General features: G+C 31.0%; 19 protein-coding genes. 18 read left to right on the top strand and 1 reads right to left on the bottom strand.

From position 1 onward, the window contains the following. Positions 1-195: 195 nt before the first annotated feature. The 9 genes from spoIIAA to holA all read left to right on the top strand — a co-directional run bounded on the left by spoIIAA (position 196) and on the right by holA (position 8,924). Positions 196-531, top strand: coding sequence for an anti-sigma F factor antagonist (gene spoIIAA / locus B3N22_RS02485; RefSeq protein ID WP_021800984.1), 336 nt, complete (start codon positions 196-198; stop codon positions 529-531). Between the two features lie 15 nt (positions 532-546). Next, positions 547-975, top strand: a complete 429-nt coding sequence (spoIIAB, locus tag B3N22_RS02480) for an anti-sigma F factor (RefSeq protein WP_238902537.1) — start codon at positions 547-549, stop codon at positions 973-975. Positions 976-993: 18 nt separating this feature from the next. After that, positions 994-1,749: an RNA polymerase sporulation sigma factor SigF gene (gene sigF, locus B3N22_RS02475; protein ID WP_021800986.1), complete on the top strand. Its 756-nt coding sequence runs from the start codon at positions 994-996 to the stop codon at positions 1,747-1,749. Between the two features lie 82 nt (positions 1,750-1,831). Further along, complete coding sequence (gene spoVAC, locus B3N22_RS02470) at positions 1,832-2,290, top strand: stage V sporulation protein AC (RefSeq protein ID WP_286904596.1); 459 nt, start codon at positions 1,832-1,834, stop codon at positions 2,288-2,290. Positions 2,291-2,306: 16 nt separating this feature from the next. Beyond that, the gene (spoVAD, locus tag B3N22_RS02465) at positions 2,307-3,341 is read left to right on the top strand and encodes a stage V sporulation protein AD (RefSeq protein ID WP_286904594.1); all 1,035 of its coding nucleotides are present in this window, start codon (positions 2,307-2,309) and stop codon (positions 3,339-3,341) included. Next, entirely contained in the window at positions 3,342-3,701 is a 360-nt protein-coding gene (gene spoVAE, locus B3N22_RS02460) for a stage V sporulation protein AE (RefSeq protein WP_073018737.1), read from the top strand. Positions 3,702-3,796: 95 nt separating this feature from the next. After that, the gene (locus B3N22_RS02455) at positions 3,797-6,142 is read left to right on the top strand and encodes a P-type ATPase actuator domain-containing protein (RefSeq protein ID WP_286904592.1); all 2,346 of its coding nucleotides are present in this window, start codon (positions 3,797-3,799) and stop codon (positions 6,140-6,142) included. 49 nt (positions 6,143-6,191) lie between these two features. After that, positions 6,192-7,868, top strand: a complete 1,677-nt coding sequence (locus B3N22_RS02450; RefSeq protein ID WP_286904590.1) for a ComEC/Rec2 family competence protein — start codon at positions 6,192-6,194, stop codon at positions 7,866-7,868. A 21-nt stretch (positions 7,869-7,889) separates the two neighbouring features. Continuing rightward, positions 7,890-8,924: a DNA polymerase III subunit delta gene (holA, locus tag B3N22_RS02445; protein ID WP_286904588.1), complete on the top strand. Its 1,035-nt coding sequence runs from the start codon at positions 7,890-7,892 to the stop codon at positions 8,922-8,924. A 300-nt stretch (positions 8,925-9,224) separates the two neighbouring features. Here holA and rpsT read toward each other — a convergent pair whose 3' ends face one another. Continuing rightward, positions 9,225-9,488, bottom strand: a complete 264-nt coding sequence (gene rpsT / locus B3N22_RS02440) for a 30S ribosomal protein S20 (protein WP_021800992.1) — start codon at positions 9,486-9,488, stop codon at positions 9,225-9,227. 214 nt (positions 9,489-9,702) lie between these two features. On the opposite strand from rpsT, the gene gpr reads away from it, so the two are divergent. From gpr to dnaJ, 9 genes are all read left to right on the top strand, one after another. Then, positions 9,703-10,683, top strand: a complete 981-nt coding sequence (gene gpr / locus B3N22_RS02435; protein ID WP_021800993.1) for a GPR endopeptidase — start codon at positions 9,703-9,705, stop codon at positions 10,681-10,683. A gap of 85 nt (positions 10,684-10,768) precedes the next feature. After that, positions 10,769-11,824, top strand: a complete 1,056-nt coding sequence (locus B3N22_RS02430; RefSeq protein WP_286904585.1) for a stage II sporulation protein P — start codon at positions 10,769-10,771, stop codon at positions 11,822-11,824. A 60-nt stretch (positions 11,825-11,884) separates the two neighbouring features. Continuing rightward, positions 11,885-12,223 carry a hypothetical protein gene (locus B3N22_RS02425; protein ID WP_286904583.1) on the top strand — a complete coding sequence of 113 codons (339 nt, stop codon included), beginning with the start codon at positions 11,885-11,887 and terminating at the stop codon, positions 12,221-12,223. A 206-nt stretch (positions 12,224-12,429) separates the two neighbouring features. Next, complete coding sequence (lepA, locus tag B3N22_RS02420) at positions 12,430-14,235, top strand: translation elongation factor 4 (RefSeq protein ID WP_073018749.1); 1,806 nt, start codon at positions 12,430-12,432, stop codon at positions 14,233-14,235. 141 nt (positions 14,236-14,376) lie between these two features. Further along, on the top strand, positions 14,377-15,504 hold the full coding sequence (gene hemW / locus B3N22_RS02415; RefSeq protein ID WP_286904581.1) for a radical SAM family heme chaperone HemW: 1,128 nt from the start codon (positions 14,377-14,379) through the stop codon (positions 15,502-15,504). A 199-nt stretch (positions 15,505-15,703) separates the two neighbouring features. After that, positions 15,704-16,735 carry a heat-inducible transcriptional repressor HrcA gene (gene hrcA / locus B3N22_RS02410; protein WP_073018753.1) on the top strand — a complete coding sequence of 344 codons (1,032 nt, stop codon included), beginning with the start codon at positions 15,704-15,706 and terminating at the stop codon, positions 16,733-16,735. 26 nt (positions 16,736-16,761) lie between these two features. Next, positions 16,762-17,388 carry a nucleotide exchange factor GrpE gene (gene grpE, locus B3N22_RS02405; protein WP_286904578.1) on the top strand — a complete coding sequence of 209 codons (627 nt, stop codon included), beginning with the start codon at positions 16,762-16,764 and terminating at the stop codon, positions 17,386-17,388. Between the two features lie 29 nt (positions 17,389-17,417). Next, positions 17,418-19,259, top strand: coding sequence for a molecular chaperone DnaK (dnaK, locus tag B3N22_RS02400; RefSeq protein ID WP_073018758.1), 1,842 nt, complete (start codon positions 17,418-17,420; stop codon positions 19,257-19,259). Positions 19,260-19,351: 92 nt separating this feature from the next. Next, positions 19,352-20,506, top strand: coding sequence for a molecular chaperone DnaJ (gene dnaJ / locus B3N22_RS02395; RefSeq protein ID WP_286904575.1), 1,155 nt, complete (start codon positions 19,352-19,354; stop codon positions 20,504-20,506). Positions 20,507-20,554: the final 48 nt, after the last annotated feature.

Here is a 20,554-nt window from a genome sequence, read left to right as displayed (position 1 = left end):
TCCCTTTTGTCAACGGTCTGAGAGGGCGTAAGGCCCTCTATTTTTATAAAAGAGTAAAAAAAATAATAAATTTATGTAAAACCTTTGACTATTCAAGTAAATTTATGGTAATATTATGGAAAAAGAAGGAAATATTCCTGCTGCTAGAGTAGAGGAGGTGAAGTACTCTAAGGTAATTGCTTTAGAGTAATGATTATGTACTTAAAATTTAACAGGGATGAAGATAAATTAATAGTAACATTAAACGGGGAATTAGATCATCATAGCGCTGAGGAAGTGCGTGTGAAAATTGATGACAGACTTGATAGAGATAATGTTAGAAAGCTAATATTAAATTTTTCAGGTGTGACATTTATGGACAGCTCTGGAATAGGTGTGGTTATTGGAAGGTATAAAAAGCTTATAACTAAAGATGGAAAGGTAGTTATAGCGGAACCAAAAGGAAGTGTTAAAAGAGTATTTGAACTTTCAGGCTTATTTAAAATTGTTAAGGCGTATGATAGTATAGAGGAAGCTATAAACTGCCATTAATAGGGGGATAGAGGTATGGTTGATAATAAGATTAAATTAGAATTTTTAAGTAAATCACAAAATGAGGGTTTTGCTAGAGTAGCTGTGGCAGCCTTTATTTCTCAGTTAGATCCAACTGTAGAGGAACTTACTGATGTAAAAACTGCGGTATCTGAGGCAGTTACAAATTCTATTATACATGGATATGAGAATAGAGAAGATAAAATGGTTAAAATTGAAGCGTCTATAGAGAAAACTGAAGTAACTATAGTGATAGCTGATGAGGGTTTAGGGATTGAGGATGTTGATCAAGCTATGGAACCTTTATATACTTCTAGACCAGATTTAGAAAGAAGCGGTATGGGTTTTACCGTTATGGAAAGTTTTATGGACTCTCTTCAAGTTGAAAGTGAAAAAGGTAAGGGTACAAGAATTATTTTAAAGAAAAAATTCAACTCAATATAGGCCAGGTGATGAATTTATATGGATAAAGGGAATTTGAGAAGAGAGGAATATAATTATGAGGATAACTCAGAATTAATTAGAAGAGTCAAAGCCGGAGATAAAGAAGCCATGAATAGGCTTATAGAATTAAATACACCTCTGGTTTCTTCATTAAGCAAAAAGTTTATAAATAGAGGATATGACTACGAAGATATAATGCAGATAGGTTCTATTGGACTAGTTAAAGCTATTAATAACTTTGATGATTCATATAACGTAAAATTTTCTACCTACGCTGTACCAATGATAGTAGGTGAAATAAAAAGGTTTTTAAGAGATGATGGAATGATAAAGGTTAGTAGAAATACTAAAACTTTAGCTAAAAAGCTCCATTATTTCAGGGAAGAACTAACAAAAAAGCTAAATAGAGATCCAACTATAGATGAACTTGCAGAATACTCAGGGTTTAATAAGGAAGATATAGTTTTTGCCTTAGAGTCAGCATCATCTATGCAGTATCTATATGACACCATACATCAAGATGATGGAGCACCTGTTTTGTTAATAGATAAGCTCAGTGAAACTGGTGAAGAAGATACAAGTATGATAGATAAAATTGCATTAAAAGAAGCCCTTAGGGCACTTGACATAAAGGCAAGACAGATTATAGTACTTAGATATTTTAAGGATAAAACACAGGTTCAAGTTGCAAAACTTTTGGGAATATCTCAAGTACAGGTATCTAGGATAGAGAAGAAAGTTCTTCTAGAAATGAGAAAAAGACTTAGTGATTAATACCTAAGTTCTATGAAAAATTCATAGAACTTATTTTTTTTGGAATAATATAAGTAAATAACTATGAAAAGGTGATGAATAGATGAAAAAAAAGGAAGAACAAATAAAGCAAAAGTTTAATACTTTATCAAAAGAAATAGAGCCTAAACCTAAGCTTTTAAAAAATTGCATACATGCTTTTTGGGTTGGTGGATTAATTTGCGTAATAGGTCAGATGATATATAACTTTTTTGCATCTTATGGATTACCAGAAGAACAGGTATCAGGTATTACTAGTATAATATTAATTTTCCTAGGAGCACTGCTTACTGGGTTAGGTATATATGATAAGATTGCATCTTTTGCTGGAGCTGGTACTGTTGTGCCTATTACAGGTTTCTCTAATGCCATAGTTTCTCCAGCTATAGAATTTAAAAAAGAAGGGTTTGTATTTGGAGTTGCGGCTAAAATGTTTACTATAGCAGGACCAGTTTTAGTTTATGGAATTGGAACATCTGTAATAATTGGAGTTATACATTATATTGTAATTATGATTTGGTAGAATTGGAGGATTATTTATGTATTTACATGACAAAAGAAGAGGGGAACAAACAGTTGAGTTTACAAATCCCCCAAAAATAATTGCTACAACTTCTGTGGTAGGGCCAAAGGAAGGACAGGGTCCACTGATGGATTATTTCGACATTATTTTAGACGATGATATAAATGGAAAAGATAGTTTTGAAAAAGCAGAAAGTTCTATGATGTACACTGCAATAACAGAAACTATAAAAAAGGCTAAACTTAAAGAAGAGGATATACATTACTTATTTGCTGGAGACTTATTAAATCAACTTACTTCTTCAAGCTTTGTAGCTAGAGACTTGAATATACCTTTTTATGGGCTTTTTGGTGCATGTTCTACTATGACAGAGTCCTTATCATTAGCATCTCTACTTATGGATGGAGGTTTTGGTGACTATATAGTTGCAAGTACATCTTCACATTTTTCAGCGGCGGAAAGGCAGTTTAGATTTCCCTTAGAGTATGGTTCTCAGAGAAAAGAAACTGCTCAGTGGACAGTTACAGGATCTGGAGCTATGCTTCTTGCAAAAGAGGGGAATTTCCCTAAGGTTACTCACGTAACTACAGGTATAGTAAAAGATTATGGGATATTAAGTGCAGACAATATGGGAGCAGCTATGGCTCCAGCAGCAGTAGATACAATATATAGACATTTTAAAGATTTAAATAGAAGGCCAGATGATTATGATTTAATTGTTACAGGAGATTTGGGTAAAATAGGAAGGGAGCTTACACAGAAACTTCTTTTAGAATATGGATATGACGTAAGTAAATGTTATATAGATTGTGGTGAAATTATTTTTGATAATGAAAAGCAAAAAACCAATTCAGGCGGAAGTGGATGTGGATGTTCAGCAGTGGTGTCCTGTGGGTATTTATATAAGAGGATGATGGCAGGAGAATTACATAGAATACTTTTAGTTTCAACTGGTGCTTTAATGAGTACAACTTCTTCACTTCAAGGAGAAAGCATACCGGGAATAGCACATGGAGTAGTAATTGAATTTAATAAAGAAGGAGATAAATAAATGGGTGATTATATAAGTTCATTTATAGTAGGAGGTATTTTTTGCGTAATAGCACAAATACTTATGGATAAAACCAAACTTACTCCTGCTCGTATATTAGTAATTTATGTAACAGCAGGTGCGATATTAACATACTTCAACATATATCAAAAGATAGTAGACATAGGGCATGCAGGAGCTACTGTGCCATTACCAGGCTTTGGTTATTCCTTAGCTAAGTCTACGATAAAGGAAGTAACAGAAAAAGGTCTTATAGGTGCTTTCACTGGAGGAATTAAGGGTACTGCTGGTGGTATAGAAGCAGCTATATTTTTTGGATATGTAATGGCACTAATATTTAATCCTAAAACAAAATCCTAAAGCTGGGGCTTTAGGATTTCTCTGTTTTATGCGATAATATATATTATTGATTTATATTTAGCAAGAATTGTGAATTCTTTAGAGGAGATATTAGTGTGATTAATTGGTATTTAAACACTTGGAGTAAAGTTGTTGAATTTTTAGAAAGTAATAGTGAAGAAGGTTTATCACCAAATGAAATAGATGAAAGAAGAAAAAAATGGGGAGAAAATAAAATAAGGATTCTTTATGATACAAAAGTTCTTAATACTTCTTTAAGGTATTTTTTGAATCGTTGGTTTTTGTTGCCTCTAATCTTGTTCTTATATGGGGTGTATATAGGTAGATATTTTTCTTCCATAATACTTATAATAGTTCCCCTAGCTGTTGTTTATTTTAAAATAAACAAATTACAGTTAAAGAAAAAAGAGCTTAAGGCACTTTCAGACATTAGTTATGGACAGGCGGTTGTAATAAGAGATGGATTTCCTTCAAGAATTAATTCGGAGGAATTAGTTATAGGAGACATTGTTGATATTAGACCAGGGGTTACGGTTCCGGCCGATATAAGATTAATAAAGTCTGAAAATCTTAAGGTTAATGAAAAAAGTTTAACTGGGGAAGATTTTATATCTGATAAGTATGAAACCAAGTTAGATTATGAGGTTTCAAATTTAGCAGAAATAAAAAACGTAGTATTTAAAGGAACAGTAACTGTTTCTGGAAGAGCAAAAGGAATAGTTGTATCTACAGGAAACTATACTCAACTTGGTAGAATTATGAACATGCTTACATCAACTAATATTAGAAAAGAAACCATTGATGAAAAAGCAGAGCTTTATTGGAACAAAACTTTATCATATAGTTTTTTAGTGGGAGCTGTTTTGTCCTTAACAGGAGTAATTATAAAAGGAGTAAACTATGAATTTATATATAATGTACTTCTAAGCTCATTATCTTTTGGCGGAATAATTATTTTTCTATTATTCTTTAGACATATAAAGAAGATAACCTTACAGAATGACGTACATATATTAAATCATTCTTGGTTTGACGTAGTTAATGATATAGAAATTTTATTTATAGATAAAACAGGGTCAATATCTAAAAATGAAATGCACGCAAAAAAGATATACACCGATGAAAAGCTGTACGATATAGATGATATTCATAAAGAAAACCTAAACTTTAATAGAATGATGGAGATAGGTCTTATAGCAAATAATGCAACCTATAATACTTCAGAGAATAAAGGAACAGGGGAAATACGTGAAATAGCATTGTTAAAACTTGCAGCTATAAAGAAGGTTTATAAAGGGAGTATTGATTCACAAAATAGAAGAATATTCGATATGCCCATGGACTTTAATAAAAGAATATACACATCTGTAAATAAGATGCCTAAAGGGTATAGAGCCAATGTAACAGGTAATGTAGACGAACTTTTAGATTATTGTACTTTTATAATGAAAGATGGCATAGAGGTAGAACTTTCAGAAGAAGATAAGATGATAATAAGAGAAAGAGACTATGAGTTATCTAAAGATGGATTAGTAACTATGGGAATAGGTTATAGAAGTTTTAACTATGAACCATCAGCTAAGGAAAATATAGAAAGTAACATGGTTTTTGTAGGGATAATTGGTCTTGAAAATCCTATTGTTGACGGAATAGAGGAACTTATTACTAGACTTAGAAAGGAAAAAATTCTTCCTATATTAATAACAGAAGATAATAAGATTGCAGCAACCACTGTAGCTAAAAAAGTTGGAATCATAGATGATGATTCAGAAGTTATTTCAGGAATTGAACTTCTTAATGCTACAAAAGAAGAAAAGATAGATGTACTTTCTAAAACTAGAGTATTCTCTAAAATTGCACCTGAACTTAAGAATTTTATTTTTACAATATTTAAAGAGGATAACTACAAAATCTCTTCAACAGGAGAGGAGATAGTGGATCTACCTTTACTTACATTATCAAACTTATCAATAGCAAAAGGCAAGGCTTCTTCTTTAGTAAAGAAGGTAGCTGATTTATATATAAAAGAAGATTGTTTAGAGAAGTTGATATATTTAAAAAACTTAAGTAGAACTATTAATCTATTAGTAGATAGAGGAATCGGTTTATATTGGATATTTATATTATCCCAAGGAATATCATTAAGTTTAGGATATATAATTTTTAATAGAATTTTATTAGATGAGTTTAGTTTGCTAATATTAAATGTAATCATATTGCCTTTAATAGTATTTTATTCAATAGTAAAAAATGAGATTAGAGAGTTAACACAAGAATCAATGGCAGTTAGAATAAGTATAGTTGTTTTTGTACTTTTAGTTGGCAGTTTTGTTATTGGAGATATGGAGTATAACTCTGTTATATTCCCACTAATTTCAGCTGCGACTATGTTTTTAGTCTCTTTGGAATATACTATTCCTAAAATTTTCATTAGAAAGTGAATTAACAGCACCTCCCAGGGTAAGAATTCTATAGGGAGGTGCTGTTTTTATGAAAAATGAACAAATATTATTAAAGAAACCTCTAGTAATTATATTTTTATCTATTTTATTAGGAAGTGTTTTATATTATCTAGGATTTAATGTGTATAGTTTGATTTTAGTTGGGTTATTTATTTCGAGTTTATATGTTTTTGGAGGAAGAAAAGAGATTTTACTTTTCTCATTTTTTATATTAATGAGTTTAGGTGTAAATCATTTATATTATAAAGTTCAAACTAAAGATATTAGCAATTTTAAAGTAAGGATAAGAGAGAGTTATTACAATGAATATCTAGCTACCTATAAGGGCAGAAAAATATATATTAAAGGAAGCAAGCTTAAGTTAGATAAGGGAAGAGAGTATGTCATAAATGGTTATTTTAAACCAGAAGTTGATAAAAATAAAGGAATAGTTGGTACCCTTGAAGGAAAGTATGTTTATGGAGAGAAAGAAGATGTAATAACTAAGTTATATGAATATAGAGAATATCTATATAACAGAATGAAGTCGGTTTTAAGCGAAGAAAATGCTGCTCTTGTTTCTGCAACATCCTTTGGATATGTGGATGGACTTACTTCAGAGCAAAAAGACTATATGAAGTATTATGGACTAATACACATAATTTCAGTATCAGGTTTTCATATGGCCCTTATATATAAGCTTTTAAACAAAATCTTTGACTATAGAATAACATTATTGATTTGTGTGGTTTATGCAGTTTTTACAGGAGCTTCAGCAGCTACTTTAAGATCTCTTTTTATGATTATTATATTAAAGCTTGGAGAAGCATTATATAAAAAGTATGACGCCTTATCAGCTCTTTGTTTTTCAGGTATAATTCTTTGTTTAATAAGTCCCTATAATGCATTAGATTTAGGATTTCAGCTATCATATTTAGCGACCTTAGGGATAGTACTATTTAATAATAAACTAGACAGATGTTTTTATAAATTTCCTAAGTACTTAAGAGAAGCGATGGCTATAAGTATATCTCCGCAGATTTTAACTTATCCAATCTTAGGAGTAACCATTGGATATTTTTCTTTAAATGTAGTAATAAGTAATATAATATTGATGCCCTTCTTTACACTTATAGTTATACTTGGAAATCTTCTGCTTCTATTAAGTGTTTGGGATAAACTATTTATAGTAACTTTAAAAGTTTGCGAGTTCATAAGTGTAATAATAGATGGACTAATAAATTTATTAAACCATGTTTCTATTCCTCTTATTCCATTAGAGCGAGAAGTAATGTTTTATTATATAATATGTTTTGGAAGCTTTATATTTGTTAAAAAAGGGATAAAGGCATTTAGAAAACTTCCTCTAGTTTTTTTAATTCCTGTTGCTATAAGCATTTACTCTCCTTTTCCAAAGGTAGATATAGATAAAAATAAGGAAATAAGAGTGAGTTATAGAGGAGAAATTTCTAAATATATAGTGGAAGATAATAAGATAAAAGAAAAGGATGCCTTAACTGGTATAAACAAAAGATACATAGATAAAATACCCTTAGCCAAAGGAGAAAGTTATATAATATTATCAAAAGGACTGCTTGGAATAAAGACTCCATCTAAAGAAATATATTGCTTTTCAATAAATCAAAATAATCCTAACTATGATATAATACAATTGAATAACAATGAGAGATTTTTAGTAGTTAAGAATAAAATTATAAGATTTTGATAGTTAAGGAGATATATAGAGTTGATAAAACTTCAAGAGTTAGAGAAACAGATAAAAGATGGCAAACTTAATAATTCTTATTTATTAGCTGGAACAGATGAAGCTTTAATGAAGAGTTTAATAGATAATATTACTGATAAAGTTCTTCCAAAGGATTTGAGAGATTTAAATTATATAAAACTAGATGGATTTAAAGTAAGTTATGAAGATATAGTTAATGCTTGTGAAACTCTGCCCTTTATGAGTGAAGTGAAGGTAGTTGTAATTTATAGAGCAAACTTCTTTAAAAGTCAGAAAGAGTTCTCTGAAAGTGAGTTTAAAAAGGTATTAGATTACTATAACAATACACCTTCTCACATAGTATTACTTTCTTATGTACTTTTAGATGATAAAAGAGATAAACCTCTTAAGCATAAAGGGATTTTAAATATAGATAAAAAAGCTACTGTAGTACATATAGATAGACAAAAAGAAGATAGATTAATAAGGGAAGCTGAAAATATATTTAAAACTTATAATAAAGAAATAGGAAAAGTAGAACTTAGATATTTTATAAATAAAGTTGAGAAAAACTTTGAAATAATAAGAAATGAAATAGGGAAGTTAGTTAACTACACAGAAGGTAGAGAAATAAAAAGAGAAGATATAGATGCACTTCTTCCTAGTAAAAGTGAAGAAGATATATTTGATTTAATAGACTTTATTTCAGATAAGAAACCTGAAAAAGCAATAGTTCTTATGAATGACTTAGTTTTTAAAGGTGAGAACTTAAACAAACTACTTACACTTATAGAAGGTCAGTTTAAGAAGTTATATGAAATCAAGTTTCAAGCAGAAAAAAACTTAAACCCGCAAGTTATTGCAGGGAACTTAAAGTTACATCCTTTTGTAGTTGAGAAACTAATAAAACAAGGAAAGAAGTTCTCTTTTAGACAACTTGAAGATTGTATGAGACTTTGTGTTGATACAGAAAAAAGAATGAAGAGTTTATCTACAAATGTACTTACTGAGATGGAGTTTCTACTTATATCTACAGTTAGAACATCATCAAGGTAGTAGTTTATAGTTGTCATTACTAGTTAATGGCAACTTTTTTAACTCTACCATGTAGAGTCAGAGTTTCTCAAACTTAGTTAAAGTTCTTCTAAGTTTATACAAGTAGTGTGACTTTCTGCAATCTTTAATAGAGTTTTTAGAAAGTTGTACAGACTTTAACAGAGTTTAGTTAAAGTTTGTAAGAGTTTTAACAAGTTGTAGATTTAACTTACTGAGTTTGTCAAAGTAACTTGTACTTTAACAAAAAAGCTTCATAAAAGTAAATTAACCGACCCAAACTAATTGGATCGGTTTATAAAATTAAGCCATAGCGTTTAATTTTGCAGCTAATCTTGATTTTTTTCTAGCAGCCATGTTTTTATGTACTACTCCTTTTGAAGTAGCCATATCTAAAGCTTTAACTGCACCAGCAAAAGTAACTTTTGCTTCATCAGCGTTGCTAGCAGCAACAGCAACTTCGAATTTTTTTATAGCTGTTTTTAAAGCTGATTTAATCATTCTATTTCTTAAAGTTTTAGTTTCAGCAACTTTAATTCTCTTTTGAGCTGATTTAATGTTTGCCATTCCTTTTCACCCCCTTCATTTTATTAGGGCCTCAGCACAGTTTTGGGGAAATCTGCGTTCGAGTTCACATTCAACAAACCATATTATAGCATTGAATATTTTTTTATTCAAGAAAAAAATTAAAATGCCACTAAAAATTATATGTAATATGAAATAATTTATCAATATATTGGGAAAATATAATATTACAATATATTTCTAGGAGGGTGTTTTAATGTTTAATGTACGTACGGATTTAGCTATTGAAGCTAGAGAGATTTATGCTAAAGAACATAAAAATAAAAGTGAAATAGATGGAGTAATAGTAAAGGAAGAAAATAAAAATAGAGTTAAGGTTACTAAGGTTGAGGTAACTAGTGAATCAGGAGCACAAAAAATAGGTAAACCAGTAGGAAACTATATAACAATAGATATGCCAGAGCTTACAAGTTATGATGGTGAAGTGATAGATGATATTTCAGAAGTTTTAGCAGATAACATCTCTGAGTTAGTAGATACTTCTAAAAGCAGTAGCACCTTAGTTGTAGGACTAGGAAACTGGAATGTAACTCCAGACTCTTTAGGACCTAAGGTTGCAGAAAAAATAATGATAACCAGACATTTAAAAACTATGATGCCTGATTCTATAGATGATGCGGTAAGATCAGTTTGTGCTATAGCTCCAGGAGTTTTAGGTACAACAGGAATTGAGACTGGAGAAATAATTAAATCCTTAGTAGATAAAATAAAACCATCTTTAGTTATTTGTATAGATGCATTAGCGTCAAGAAGACTTGAGAGGGTAAATAGAACTATACAACTTGGAGATACAGGAATTGCTCCAGGTGCTGGAGTTGGTAATCATAGAATGCAGATAAATAAAGAAAACTTAGGAGTGCCGGTTTTAGCTATAGGAGTACCTACAGTTGTTGATGCAGCAACTATAGCTAATGATACTATAGACTTACTTCTTGATGAAATGATAGAAAACTCCGATAAAGGTGGAGAATTTTATAGTATGCTTAAGACTATAGATAAAAAAGAAAAAAGCAAACTTATTAAGGAAGTTTTAAATCCTTATGTAGGAAGTTTGATGGTTACACCTAAAGATGTTGATACTATTATAGAAGCAGTGTCTAGAATAATATCAAACGGAATAAACTTAGCACTTCAACCAGATTTAGAAATTGAAGATATAAACAAGTTCATGAATTAATAAATAAAGTAATAAAAAATTAATAATAATTATGTAAATTCTCCCATATAAATTTATAGAGATAAAATTTAAGGGGGAATTTACTTTGGTATATAGAAAATTTGCTAATAAAAAAGGTAATAATATAGATATAAAAAAAATAGTATTAATTTTTTTGGCGGGAATTTTTTTAATTAGATTTGGATATGTTGCTCTTTCTACAAAGAAAGATAACTCTAAAGCATACATTTCACTACTCAATAAAGGATTGCCCTATGCAGAGGCTGTTAATTCTACTGACACCACAAATAACCTTTCTATAAAGGATATGCTCATAGAAACAGTTGGGTTAAGTAAACTAAGTTTATTTAGTCTTATAAAATCTGAAGTACCTTATTTTAATAACATCTCCACTCAAACAATAAGTCATGAAGATAATTCTATAGCAACCCTAAATCCTTTTGAATTAGATAATAATAGTCTTATAAAGTATACTCCAGAAGAGGCACCAGATCCAAATGCTGTTGCATCAAAAGCTTATGAGCCTAGTTTAAAACAAACTTTAGATATAAACAAACCGAGAGTATTAATTTATCACTCTCATACTATGGAATATTATAATCCTGCAACTAAGGAAACTGCCAATGAAAATGATAGTGTTGTTGGAGTGGGAAATGCTTTAGCAAAAGAGTTAGAACAAAACTATGGAATAGCAACATTACATGATAAAACTAATCACTCTGTATCCTATGATGACAGCTATAAAAGATCAGGAGAAACGCTACAAAAGTATTTAAATCAGTATAAAAACTTTGATATAATCATAGATCTTCATAGAGATGCTGTAAGTGGCAAAGTACTCACAGCAAATATAAATGGAGAAGAGCTTGCACCAATAATGTTTGTAACAGCAAAAAATAATCCTCATTATGCAGAAAATCAAGCTTTAACTGATAAACTAAATGGGTTATCAAGAAATCTATTTCCTGGACTTAGTAGAGGTATAACAACTTATACAAGAGGTAAAGACTCTTTTAACCAAAGTAAAAATCCTAATGTTATCTTAATAGAAGTTGGATTTAATACTAACACAAACACTCAGGCTCAAGCGAGTGCAAAATATATAGCTAGACTAATAGCAGAAGCCCTAAAGAAAAACTAGAAGTATAAAATTGGAAAAAATGAGCATCCTTATAGATAATATACCTAGGGGGTGCCTTTTTTGAAAAAATTAAAAATTTTAATACCTTTAGTAGTTTTTTTGGTTGTTACTTTTACAGGGGTAGTTAAAATAAATATGATTAATACTAAAGCACTAAGTGAAAGAACAACTGAAACTCAAGGGATGGATTTACAAAAAATAAAAGACGAGTTTGGAGAAGAGTTTTCTAGCTTTATTGTAGATAGCTCAAATATTAAAATACATCAAAGAAATAATAATAAATATTTACTTGAAATTAATGGAGATGACTATGAAGTTAGCGGAATCTTTAAGATTTTTAATAAAATAAATAATTCAATTGAGTACTTAAACAATCAAATAAGAAACTTATTTATGTAGAAGTTTCTTATGAAGCTTCATTAGATTCTTAAAAAAAGCTTAGAAGAAACTTAAGAGCATAGCAACATTGGCAAATTTTATTGACAGTTTTAAGGTTGTTTGTGTTATAATTTATCAGAACCTAAATTAAGTTCTATTTATGATTTATTTTTACACGGGGGTGAGTACTATTCTGAGAATTTTAATTCTTAAGAATAGATGATGATATGAATAAGAATAGAAGGCAGTACATTAGAAACTTTTCAATAGTTGCACATATAGACCACGGTAAGTCTACACTTGCAGACAGACTCTTAGAGCAAACCGGAACCTTGACTCAAAGAGAGATGGAAGAGCAAGTTTTAGATAACATGGAACTTGAGAAAGAAAGAGGAATAACAATAAAATCTCAAGCAGCTAGATTAATTTACAAAAGAGACAATGGTGAAGAATATATTTTAAATTTAATAGATACTCCAGGGCATGTAGACTTTAACTACGAGGTATCTAGAAGTTTAGCAGCTTGTGAAGGTGCTATTTTAGTTGTAGATGCTACTCAAGGAATACAAGCTCAGACTTTAGCAAACTGTTATTTAGCATTAGATAATAACCTAGAGATAGTTCCAGTAATAAATAAGGTAGATCTTCCGAGTGCTAGACCAGAGGAGATAAAAACGGAGATAGAAGATATAATAGGTATAGAAGCTCATGATGCACCTTTGATTTCTGCAAAAACAGGATTAAACATAAAAGATGTTTTAGAAGCTGTAGTTGAGAAAGTACCTGCACCAGAAGGAGATGAAGAAGCACCTTTAAGAGCACTTATATTTGATTCATATTATGATAGTTACAAAGGTGTTGTTTCTTACGTAAGAGTAAAAGACGGTATAGTTAAACCAGGAACTGAAATAAAATTAATGTCTACAAACAAGGTTTATGAAGTAACTGAGGTTGGAGTATTTACACCAGCATTTTTACCTATAGATCAATTAAGCGCTGGAGATGTTGGATACATAACAGCATCTATAAAAAATGTTAGAGATGCTAGAGTTGGTGATACCATAACAGAAAAAGGAAGAGAAACTAAAGAAGCACTTGCAGGTTATAAACCAGCGGTTCCTATGGTTTTCTCAGGTATATATCCAGTAGATGGTGCAAAGTATGGTGAACTTAGAGAAGCTTTAGAAAAATTGCAGATAAATGATGCTGCATTAAACTTTGAACCTGAAACTTCTATAGCATTAGGTTTTGGATTTAGATGTGGCTTCCTTGGATTATTACATATGGAGATAATTCAAGAAAGAATAGAAAGAGAGTTTAACTTAGATATCATAACTACAGCTCCATCAGTTATATATAAGGTTTATAAAACAGATGGAACAATGATAGAGTTGACAAACCCTACTAATCTTCCACCAATGACTGAGATAGATTATATGGAAGAGCCTATGGTTAAGGCATCTATAATAACTCCAACAGACTATACAGGAGCAGTTATGGAGCTTTGCCAAGAGAAGAGGGGAAGCTTTATAGATATGGAGTATCTTGAAGCTACTAGAGTAGTTATTCATTATGATATTCCACTAAATGAAATTGTTTATGACTTCTTTGATACTTTAAAATCAAGAACTAAAGGATATGCATCTTTAGACTACGAGTTAACTGGATATATACAAACTGAGTTAGTTAAGTTAGACATACTTCTAAATGGAGAGTCAGTAGATGCACTTTCAATGATAGTACCTAAGGAAAGATCATATGCTAGAGGAAAAGCTATAACAGAGAAACTTAAAGAAATAATACCAAGACAGATGTTTGAGATACCTATACAGGCATCAGTAGGTTCTAAAATCATAGCAAGAGAAACAGTTAAAGCTATGAGAAAAGATGTATTAGCTAAATGTTATGGTGGAGATATATCAAGAAAGAAGAAACTTTTAGAAAAGCAAAAAGAGGGAAAGAAGAGAATGAGACAGGTTGGATCTGTAGAAGTTCCACAAGAAGCATTTATGGCAGTTTTAAAAGTAGATTAGTTAATAAAGGGGATTGCAATTTAAATTGTGATGCCCTTTATTTAGTTGAGAATTGTTAGTTTATAGTGATGCATAAAGTTATTATTAAATCTCAACTCACAATTCTCAACTTTCCACTCTCAACTAATAAAGGAGGATTTTATGAAGAAGATATCATTATACATACATATACCTTTTTGTAAACAAAAGTGTAAGTACTGTGACTTTTCATCTTATAGTGGGAAAGAAGATGTTATGAGTGAGTATGTAGATGCTTTAAATATAGAAATTAATAGCACTTCAAAGGAGTATAGTTTTAATACTATATTTATAGGTGGTGGAACTCCGAGTTATTTACCTTATGAAGAGTTAGAGAAACTACTTAAGAATGTAAGTAGTTTAAACTTAGAGGAAGATGTAGAGTTTACAGTAGAGTGTAATCCAGGAACTTTAACTAGAGACAAGTTAGAACTTATGAAAAAGTACAAAGTTAACCGACTTAGCTTAGGTTTGCAGAGTTCAAATGAAAGTTTGCTTAAAAGTTTAGGAAGAATTCATAGTTTTACAGAGTTTAAAGAAAACTATGACTTAGTTAGACAAGTTGGGTTTAAAAACGTAAATGTTGATTTAATGTTTGGTTTACCTAGTCAAACTCTGAAAGACTTTGAAGAAACTCTAAGTTCAGTAGTTGAACTTAATCCAGAACATATATCAGCTTACTCTTTAATAGTAGAAGAAGGTACTCCATTTTACAAACTATATGAAAAAGGAAAACTTAAGCTACCATCTGAGGAAGAAGAAAGAGCCATGTATGAGTATGCAGTAGAGTATCTAGATTCTAAAGGATATAAACAATATGAAATATCTAATTTCTCAAAAGATGATAAAGAATGCAAACATAATTTGGTTTATTGGGAACTTGGAGAATATTTAGGATGTGGAGTAGCTGCTGCAGCACTACTCAATGAAACTAGAACTAAAAATTATGATAAAATTGAAGATTATATTTTGTCAGTAGAAAAAAATTCAAATGGTATTGAAGAAACTAATTATTTATCAAAAGAAGAACTTATGGAAGAGTTTATGTTTTTGGGACTTAGAAAAACATCAGGAGTAAGTGAAAAAGATTTTTTTGAAAGATTTAATGTATCTATGGAAAGCATTTATAAAGATGTAATTAATAATCACATAAAAAAAGGATTATTAAATAAAGATAATGGGAAAATATATTTAAATAAAGAAGGCATTCAACTAAGTAATTACGTTATGAGTGATTTTTTGTTAAGTTAATAATTAGGAAAATATAAACAATAGTAATATAGAGAAAATAGCAGAAATTTTAAGCAATATATAGATTATTTCTCTAAATTAAGTCATAGCATAGTTAATTAATATTTCTGTTTATTGACAAAAAAACTTATAAATAATATATTAAATACGTAGTCGTTAGCACTCGATGATAGTGAGTGCTAATAAAAGAGGTGATACTATGGCAATAGATGAAAGAAAAATTAAGATTCTACAAGCCATAATTAGTGATTTTATAAACACAGGAGAGCCAGTAGGATCTAGAACTTTAGCTAAGAAATACGAATTGGGAATAAGTTCTGCAACAATTAGAAATGAAATGGCAGACTTAGAGGAGTTAGGCTACTTGGAACAACCTCATACATCTGCCGGAAGAGTACCCTCTAGTAAAGGCTATAGACTTTATGTGGATAAACTTATGTCTTACGAGAAACTAAGTTTAGACGAAGAATTAATGATTAAAAAGTATATTATTGATACTGCTTTATTTGAGGTGGATAGTATACTAAAGCAAGTCTCTTCACTTTTATCTGAACTAACTAGATTAACTTGTGTGGTTAAGGCTCCATCAGTTAGAAAAAGTTCAATGAAATCTGCACAATTAATACCTATAGATATAATAAATATTCTATGTGTAATTGTTACTGATAGTGGAGTAGTTAAAAATAGGCTGCTTAAGATAAATAAACCTTTAAGTATAGAGACGGTAACAAAAATAAATAATATACTGAATGATAGGCTTGTTAATTTGAGTATAGAAGAAATTAACCTTGAAGTCATAAACAGGCTTACTCATGAATTAAAAGGGTTTGATGAAATATTAAATGGAGTTTTAGCTCTTTTATATGAAACATTAAAATCATCGGATTCTTCTGAGGTATTTATGGAAGGAACCACCAATATATTCAATTACTCTGAATATAACGATATTGATAGAGCTAAAGAGATTTTACAGCTTCTTTATAACAAGGATACTGTAAATCAATTAATAAGTACAGATCATGGAATATCAATAAAGATAGGTGATGAGAATTTCTTACCTCAAGCAAAAGACTGTAGTATTATTTCTGCTGAATACATTTTAGGAGAAACAGCTCTTGGAACAGTTGGATTAATTGGACCTAAGAGAATAAACTATTCTAAAGTTATTTCTATAATGGCAGAGGTAATGAAGGAGCTTAATAATGTTCTTAACAATCAGAGCTTAAAATAATACTAGAGAGAAGGGGTGTAAGGATTTTGGAAAAAGAGAATATTAACACTGAAGATTTAAAAAATGAAAACTTAGAAGGAGAGCAGATTACTGAAACAGAAGATACTTCTAAAGACGTAGAAGAAACTGCTGAAGAAGCAGAAGTTTTAGAAGATAAAGAATTTGAAGAAGTAATCTCTATTGAAGATGTGCTTAAAGGAAAAAATTCTAAATTAAAAGAAGAAAATACAAAACTTAATAACGAAGTTGAGGCATTAAAGGAAAGACTAGTAAGATTAAGTGCTGAGTATGAAAATTTTAGAAAAAGATCTCAAAAAGAAAAAGAAGGTATATACACTGATGCATGTTACGATGTAATAAAAGAAGTGCTTCCTACTCTTGATAACTTAGAGAGAGCAGTGGCAGTTGATGGATCGGTTGATGACCTTAAAAAAGGAATAGAAATGACTATAAGAGGTTTCAAAGGTTCTCTTGAGAAGTTAGGTGTTGAAGAAATAGATGCTTCAGGAGATTTTGATCCTAATCTTCATCAAGCTGTAATGCATGATCAAGATGAAAATTTTGGACCTAACAAGGTATCAGAAGTATTCCAAAAGGGATACAAAAAAGGTGAAAAAGTAATAAGATATTCAATGGTTAAAGTTGTAAACTAATTTAACTGAATTTAAGGAGGAAATTTAACATGGCAAAAGTAATAGGAATTGACTTAGGAACTACAAACTCATGCGTAGCAGTAATGGAAGGTGGAGATCCAGTTGTAATTGCAAACGCAGAAGGTGCAAGAACAACTCCTTCAGTAGTATCTTTTCAAGCAAATGGAGATAGATTAGTAGGTCAAGTAGCAAAGAGACAATCAATAACAAATCCAGATAAAACAATAATATCAATAAAGAGACATATGGGAACTAGCCATAAAACTAACATAGATGGCAAGGATTATACCCCACAAGAAATTTCAGCTATGGTTCTACAAAAAATTAAAGCTGATGCAGAAAGTTATTTAGGAGAAACTGTAACTCAAGCAGTTATAACTGTTCCAGCTTACTTTAATGACTCTCAAAGACAAGCAACAAAAGATGCTGGAAAGATAGCAGGATTAGAAGTATTAAGAATAATAAATGAACCAACAGCGGCAGCACTTGCTTATGGTTTAGATAAAATGGATACTAACCAAAAAATATTCGTATATGACTTAGGTGGCGGTACTTTCGACGTATCTATACTTGAACTTGGAGATGGAGTTTTCGAAGTTAAAGCTACTAACGGAGATACAAAACTAGGTGGAGATGACTTCGACCAAAAGATTATAGACTTTATAGCTGAAAGCTTTAGAGCTGAAAATGGTATAGATTTAAGAAACGATAAGATGGCACTTCAAAGATTAAAAGAAGCTGCAGAAAAAGCTAAGATAGAATTATCTTCATCAACTCAAACAATAATAAACTTACCATTTATAACAGCTGATGCTACAGGTCCAAAGCATATAGATTTAACATTAACTAGAGCTAAATTCAACGAATTAACTCATGACTTAGTTCAAAGAACTATAGAACCAATGAGAAAAGCACTAAATGATGCAGGTCTTAGCATAGGAGAAATAGATAAGGTATTACTTGTTGGAGGATCTACAAGAATACCAGCTGTTCAAGAAGCTGTTAAAAACTTTACTGGAAAAGATCCATCAAAGGGAGTTAACCCAGATGAATGTGTTGCTGTAGGAGCAGCTATTCAAGGTGGAGTATTAACAGGAGATGTTAAGGATGTATTATTACTAGATGTTACACCTTTAACTTTAGGAATAGAAACATTAGGTGGAGTTGCTACACCATTAATAGAAAGAAATACAACTATACCAACTAGAAAGAGCCAAGTGTTCTCAACAGCAGCTGATAGCCAAACTAGCGTTGAAATTCACGTAGTTCAAGGTGAAAGACAAATGGCACCTGACAATAAAACTTTAGGTAGATTTACTTTATCTGGAATAGCTCCAGCACCAAGAGGAATTCCTCAAATCGAAGTTACTTTTGATATAGATGCTAACGGAATCGTTAAGGTTTCTGCAACAGATAAAGGAACTGGTAAAGAAGCTAATATAACAATAACTGCATCAACTAACCTTTCAGATGATGAAATAGATAAGGCAGTAAAAGAAGCAGAAAAATTTGCAGAAGAAGATAAGAAGAGAAAAGATTCTATAGAAATAAAGAATAATGCAGAACAAGTAGTTTACCAAACAGAAAAGGCTTTAACTGATTTAGGAGATAAAGTATCAGCTGAAGATAAGAGTAAGATACAAGCTAAATTAGAAGAAGTTAAGAAAATCAAGGATGGAGAAGACTTAGAAGCTATAAAGAAAGCTACAGATGAGTTAACTCAAGAATTCTATGCTGTTTCTTCAAAGATTTATCAAGATGCTAATGCTCAAGGGCAAGGATTTGACCCAAACAACATGGGAGCAAACCAAGGAGCAGCTCAAGATGATAATGTTGTAGATGCTGATTTTAAGGTAGAAGACGATAAATAGTTGAAACCATAGTGATAAATAGCATATAATATTTTGATAGGGAAGGGAGAACTACTCTTCCCTTTTAATTAAGTTTAATAGGTGGTGGATTTATGGCGTCAAAGGATTTGTATGAAGTTTTAGGTCTTCAAAAAGGGGCCTCAGATGATGAAATTAAAAAAGCCTTTAGAAAGCTAGCAATTCAATATCACCCTGACAAAAATCAAGGAAATGCAGAAGCCGAGGAGAAATTTAAGGAAATAAATGAAGCATATCAAGTTTTAAGTGATCCTCAGAAAAAGGCTCAATATGATCAGTTTGGTACAACTGACGGATCAGGTGGATTTGGTCAAGGTGGTTTTGATTTCTCTGATATGGGAGGCTTTGGAGATATATTTGAAAGCTTCTTTGGAGGAGGCTTTGGGGGCGGTGGTGGCTCAAGAAGAAATGCCCCAAGGGAAGGTTCAGATCTTGAATATACTCTTCACTTAAGTTTTGAAGAAGCTATATTTGGAGTAGAAAAAGAAATTTCAATAACAAGAACAGAAAATTGTGAAACTTGCCATGGAACAGGAGCAAAAGCTGGAACTTCACCAAAGACTTGTTCTAAGTGTGGAGGCTCTGGCCAAGTAAGAGTTGAGAGAAGAACTCCACTAGGAAACTTTGTTAGTTCTTCAACTTGTGATGTTTGTGGTGGAACAGGTAAAGTAGTAGAAGCACCTTGTGATACTTGTAGAGGTAAAGGAAGAGTAAGAAAAAATAGAAAGATTAAAGTTAATATTCCTGCTGGAGTTGATACAGGAAATGTTATGCCTTTAAGGGGACAAGGAGACCATGGTGTAAATGGAGGTCCTCCAGGAGATTTATATGTTAAGATATCAGTAGCTCCATCAAAGACTTACACAAGAAAAGGCTTTGATTTATATATTGATGAACATATCTCTATGGCAAAAGCAGCACTAGGAGTAGATATTAAGGTTCCTACAATTGATGGTGAGGTTAAATATAGCATACCTTCAGGAACTCAATCTGGAACATTATTTAGACTTAAAGGTAAGGGTGTTCAAAGAGTTAACTCTTCAGCTCGTGGAGATCAATATGTTAAAGTTATAGTTGATATTCCAAAAGCTTTAAATGAAAAACAAAAAGAAGCATTAAGAATGTTTATGGAAGCTTCAGGGGAACTTCAAAATCAGGAAGTATCTCATGAAAAACATAAAGATTCAAAAAATAAAAAGAGCTTTATGGATAAAATATTCGGAGAATAAAAATAAAACCTAGTTTTATAGCTAGGTTTCAGAGTGTCGACAAAGTCG

The organism is Clostridium sp. UBA1652 (assembly GCF_002320975.1).
Taxonomy (GTDB): domain Bacteria; phylum Bacillota; class Clostridia; order Clostridiales; family Clostridiaceae; genus Clostridium_T; species Clostridium_T intestinale.
This window is presented reverse-complemented; position numbering and strand designations above follow the sequence as displayed.

What these genes read in the sequence shown, in the direction of transcription:
- hemW (WP_286904581.1), top strand. Translation starts at nt 14,377, where the DNA reads ATGAAGAAGATATCATTATACATACATATACCTTTTTGTAAACAAAAG.
- gpr (WP_021800993.1), top strand. Translation starts at nt 9,703, where the DNA reads ATGTTTAATGTACGTACGGATTTAGCTATTGAAGCTAGAGAGATTTAT.
- spoVAD (WP_286904594.1), top strand. Translation starts at nt 2,307, where the DNA reads ATGTATTTACATGACAAAAGAAGAGGGGAACAAACAGTTGAGTTTACA.
- lepA (WP_073018749.1), top strand. Translation starts at nt 12,430, where the DNA reads ATGAATAAGAATAGAAGGCAGTACATTAGAAACTTTTCAATAGTTGCA.
- dnaJ (WP_286904575.1), top strand. Translation starts at nt 19,352, where the DNA reads ATGGCGTCAAAGGATTTGTATGAAGTTTTAGGTCTTCAAAAAGGGGCC.
- sigF (WP_021800986.1), top strand. Translation starts at nt 994, where the DNA reads ATGGATAAAGGGAATTTGAGAAGAGAGGAATATAATTATGAGGATAAC.
- spoIIAA (WP_021800984.1), top strand. Translation starts at nt 196, where the DNA reads ATGTACTTAAAATTTAACAGGGATGAAGATAAATTAATAGTAACATTA.
- spoIIAB (WP_238902537.1), top strand. Translation starts at nt 547, where the DNA reads ATGGTTGATAATAAGATTAAATTAGAATTTTTAAGTAAATCACAAAAT.
- spoVAE (WP_073018737.1), top strand. Translation starts at nt 3,342, where the DNA reads ATGGGTGATTATATAAGTTCATTTATAGTAGGAGGTATTTTTTGCGTA.
- B3N22_RS02450 (WP_286904590.1), top strand. Translation starts at nt 6,192, where the DNA reads ATGAAAAATGAACAAATATTATTAAAGAAACCTCTAGTAATTATATTT.
- spoVAC (WP_286904596.1), top strand. Translation starts at nt 1,832, where the DNA reads ATGAAAAAAAAGGAAGAACAAATAAAGCAAAAGTTTAATACTTTATCA.
- dnaK (WP_073018758.1), top strand. Translation starts at nt 17,418, where the DNA reads ATGGCAAAAGTAATAGGAATTGACTTAGGAACTACAAACTCATGCGTA.
- rpsT (WP_021800992.1), bottom strand. Translation starts at nt 9,488, where the DNA reads ATGGCAAACATTAAATCAGCTCAAAAGAGAATTAAAGTTGCTGAAACT.
- hrcA (WP_073018753.1), top strand. Translation starts at nt 15,704, where the DNA reads ATGGCAATAGATGAAAGAAAAATTAAGATTCTACAAGCCATAATTAGT.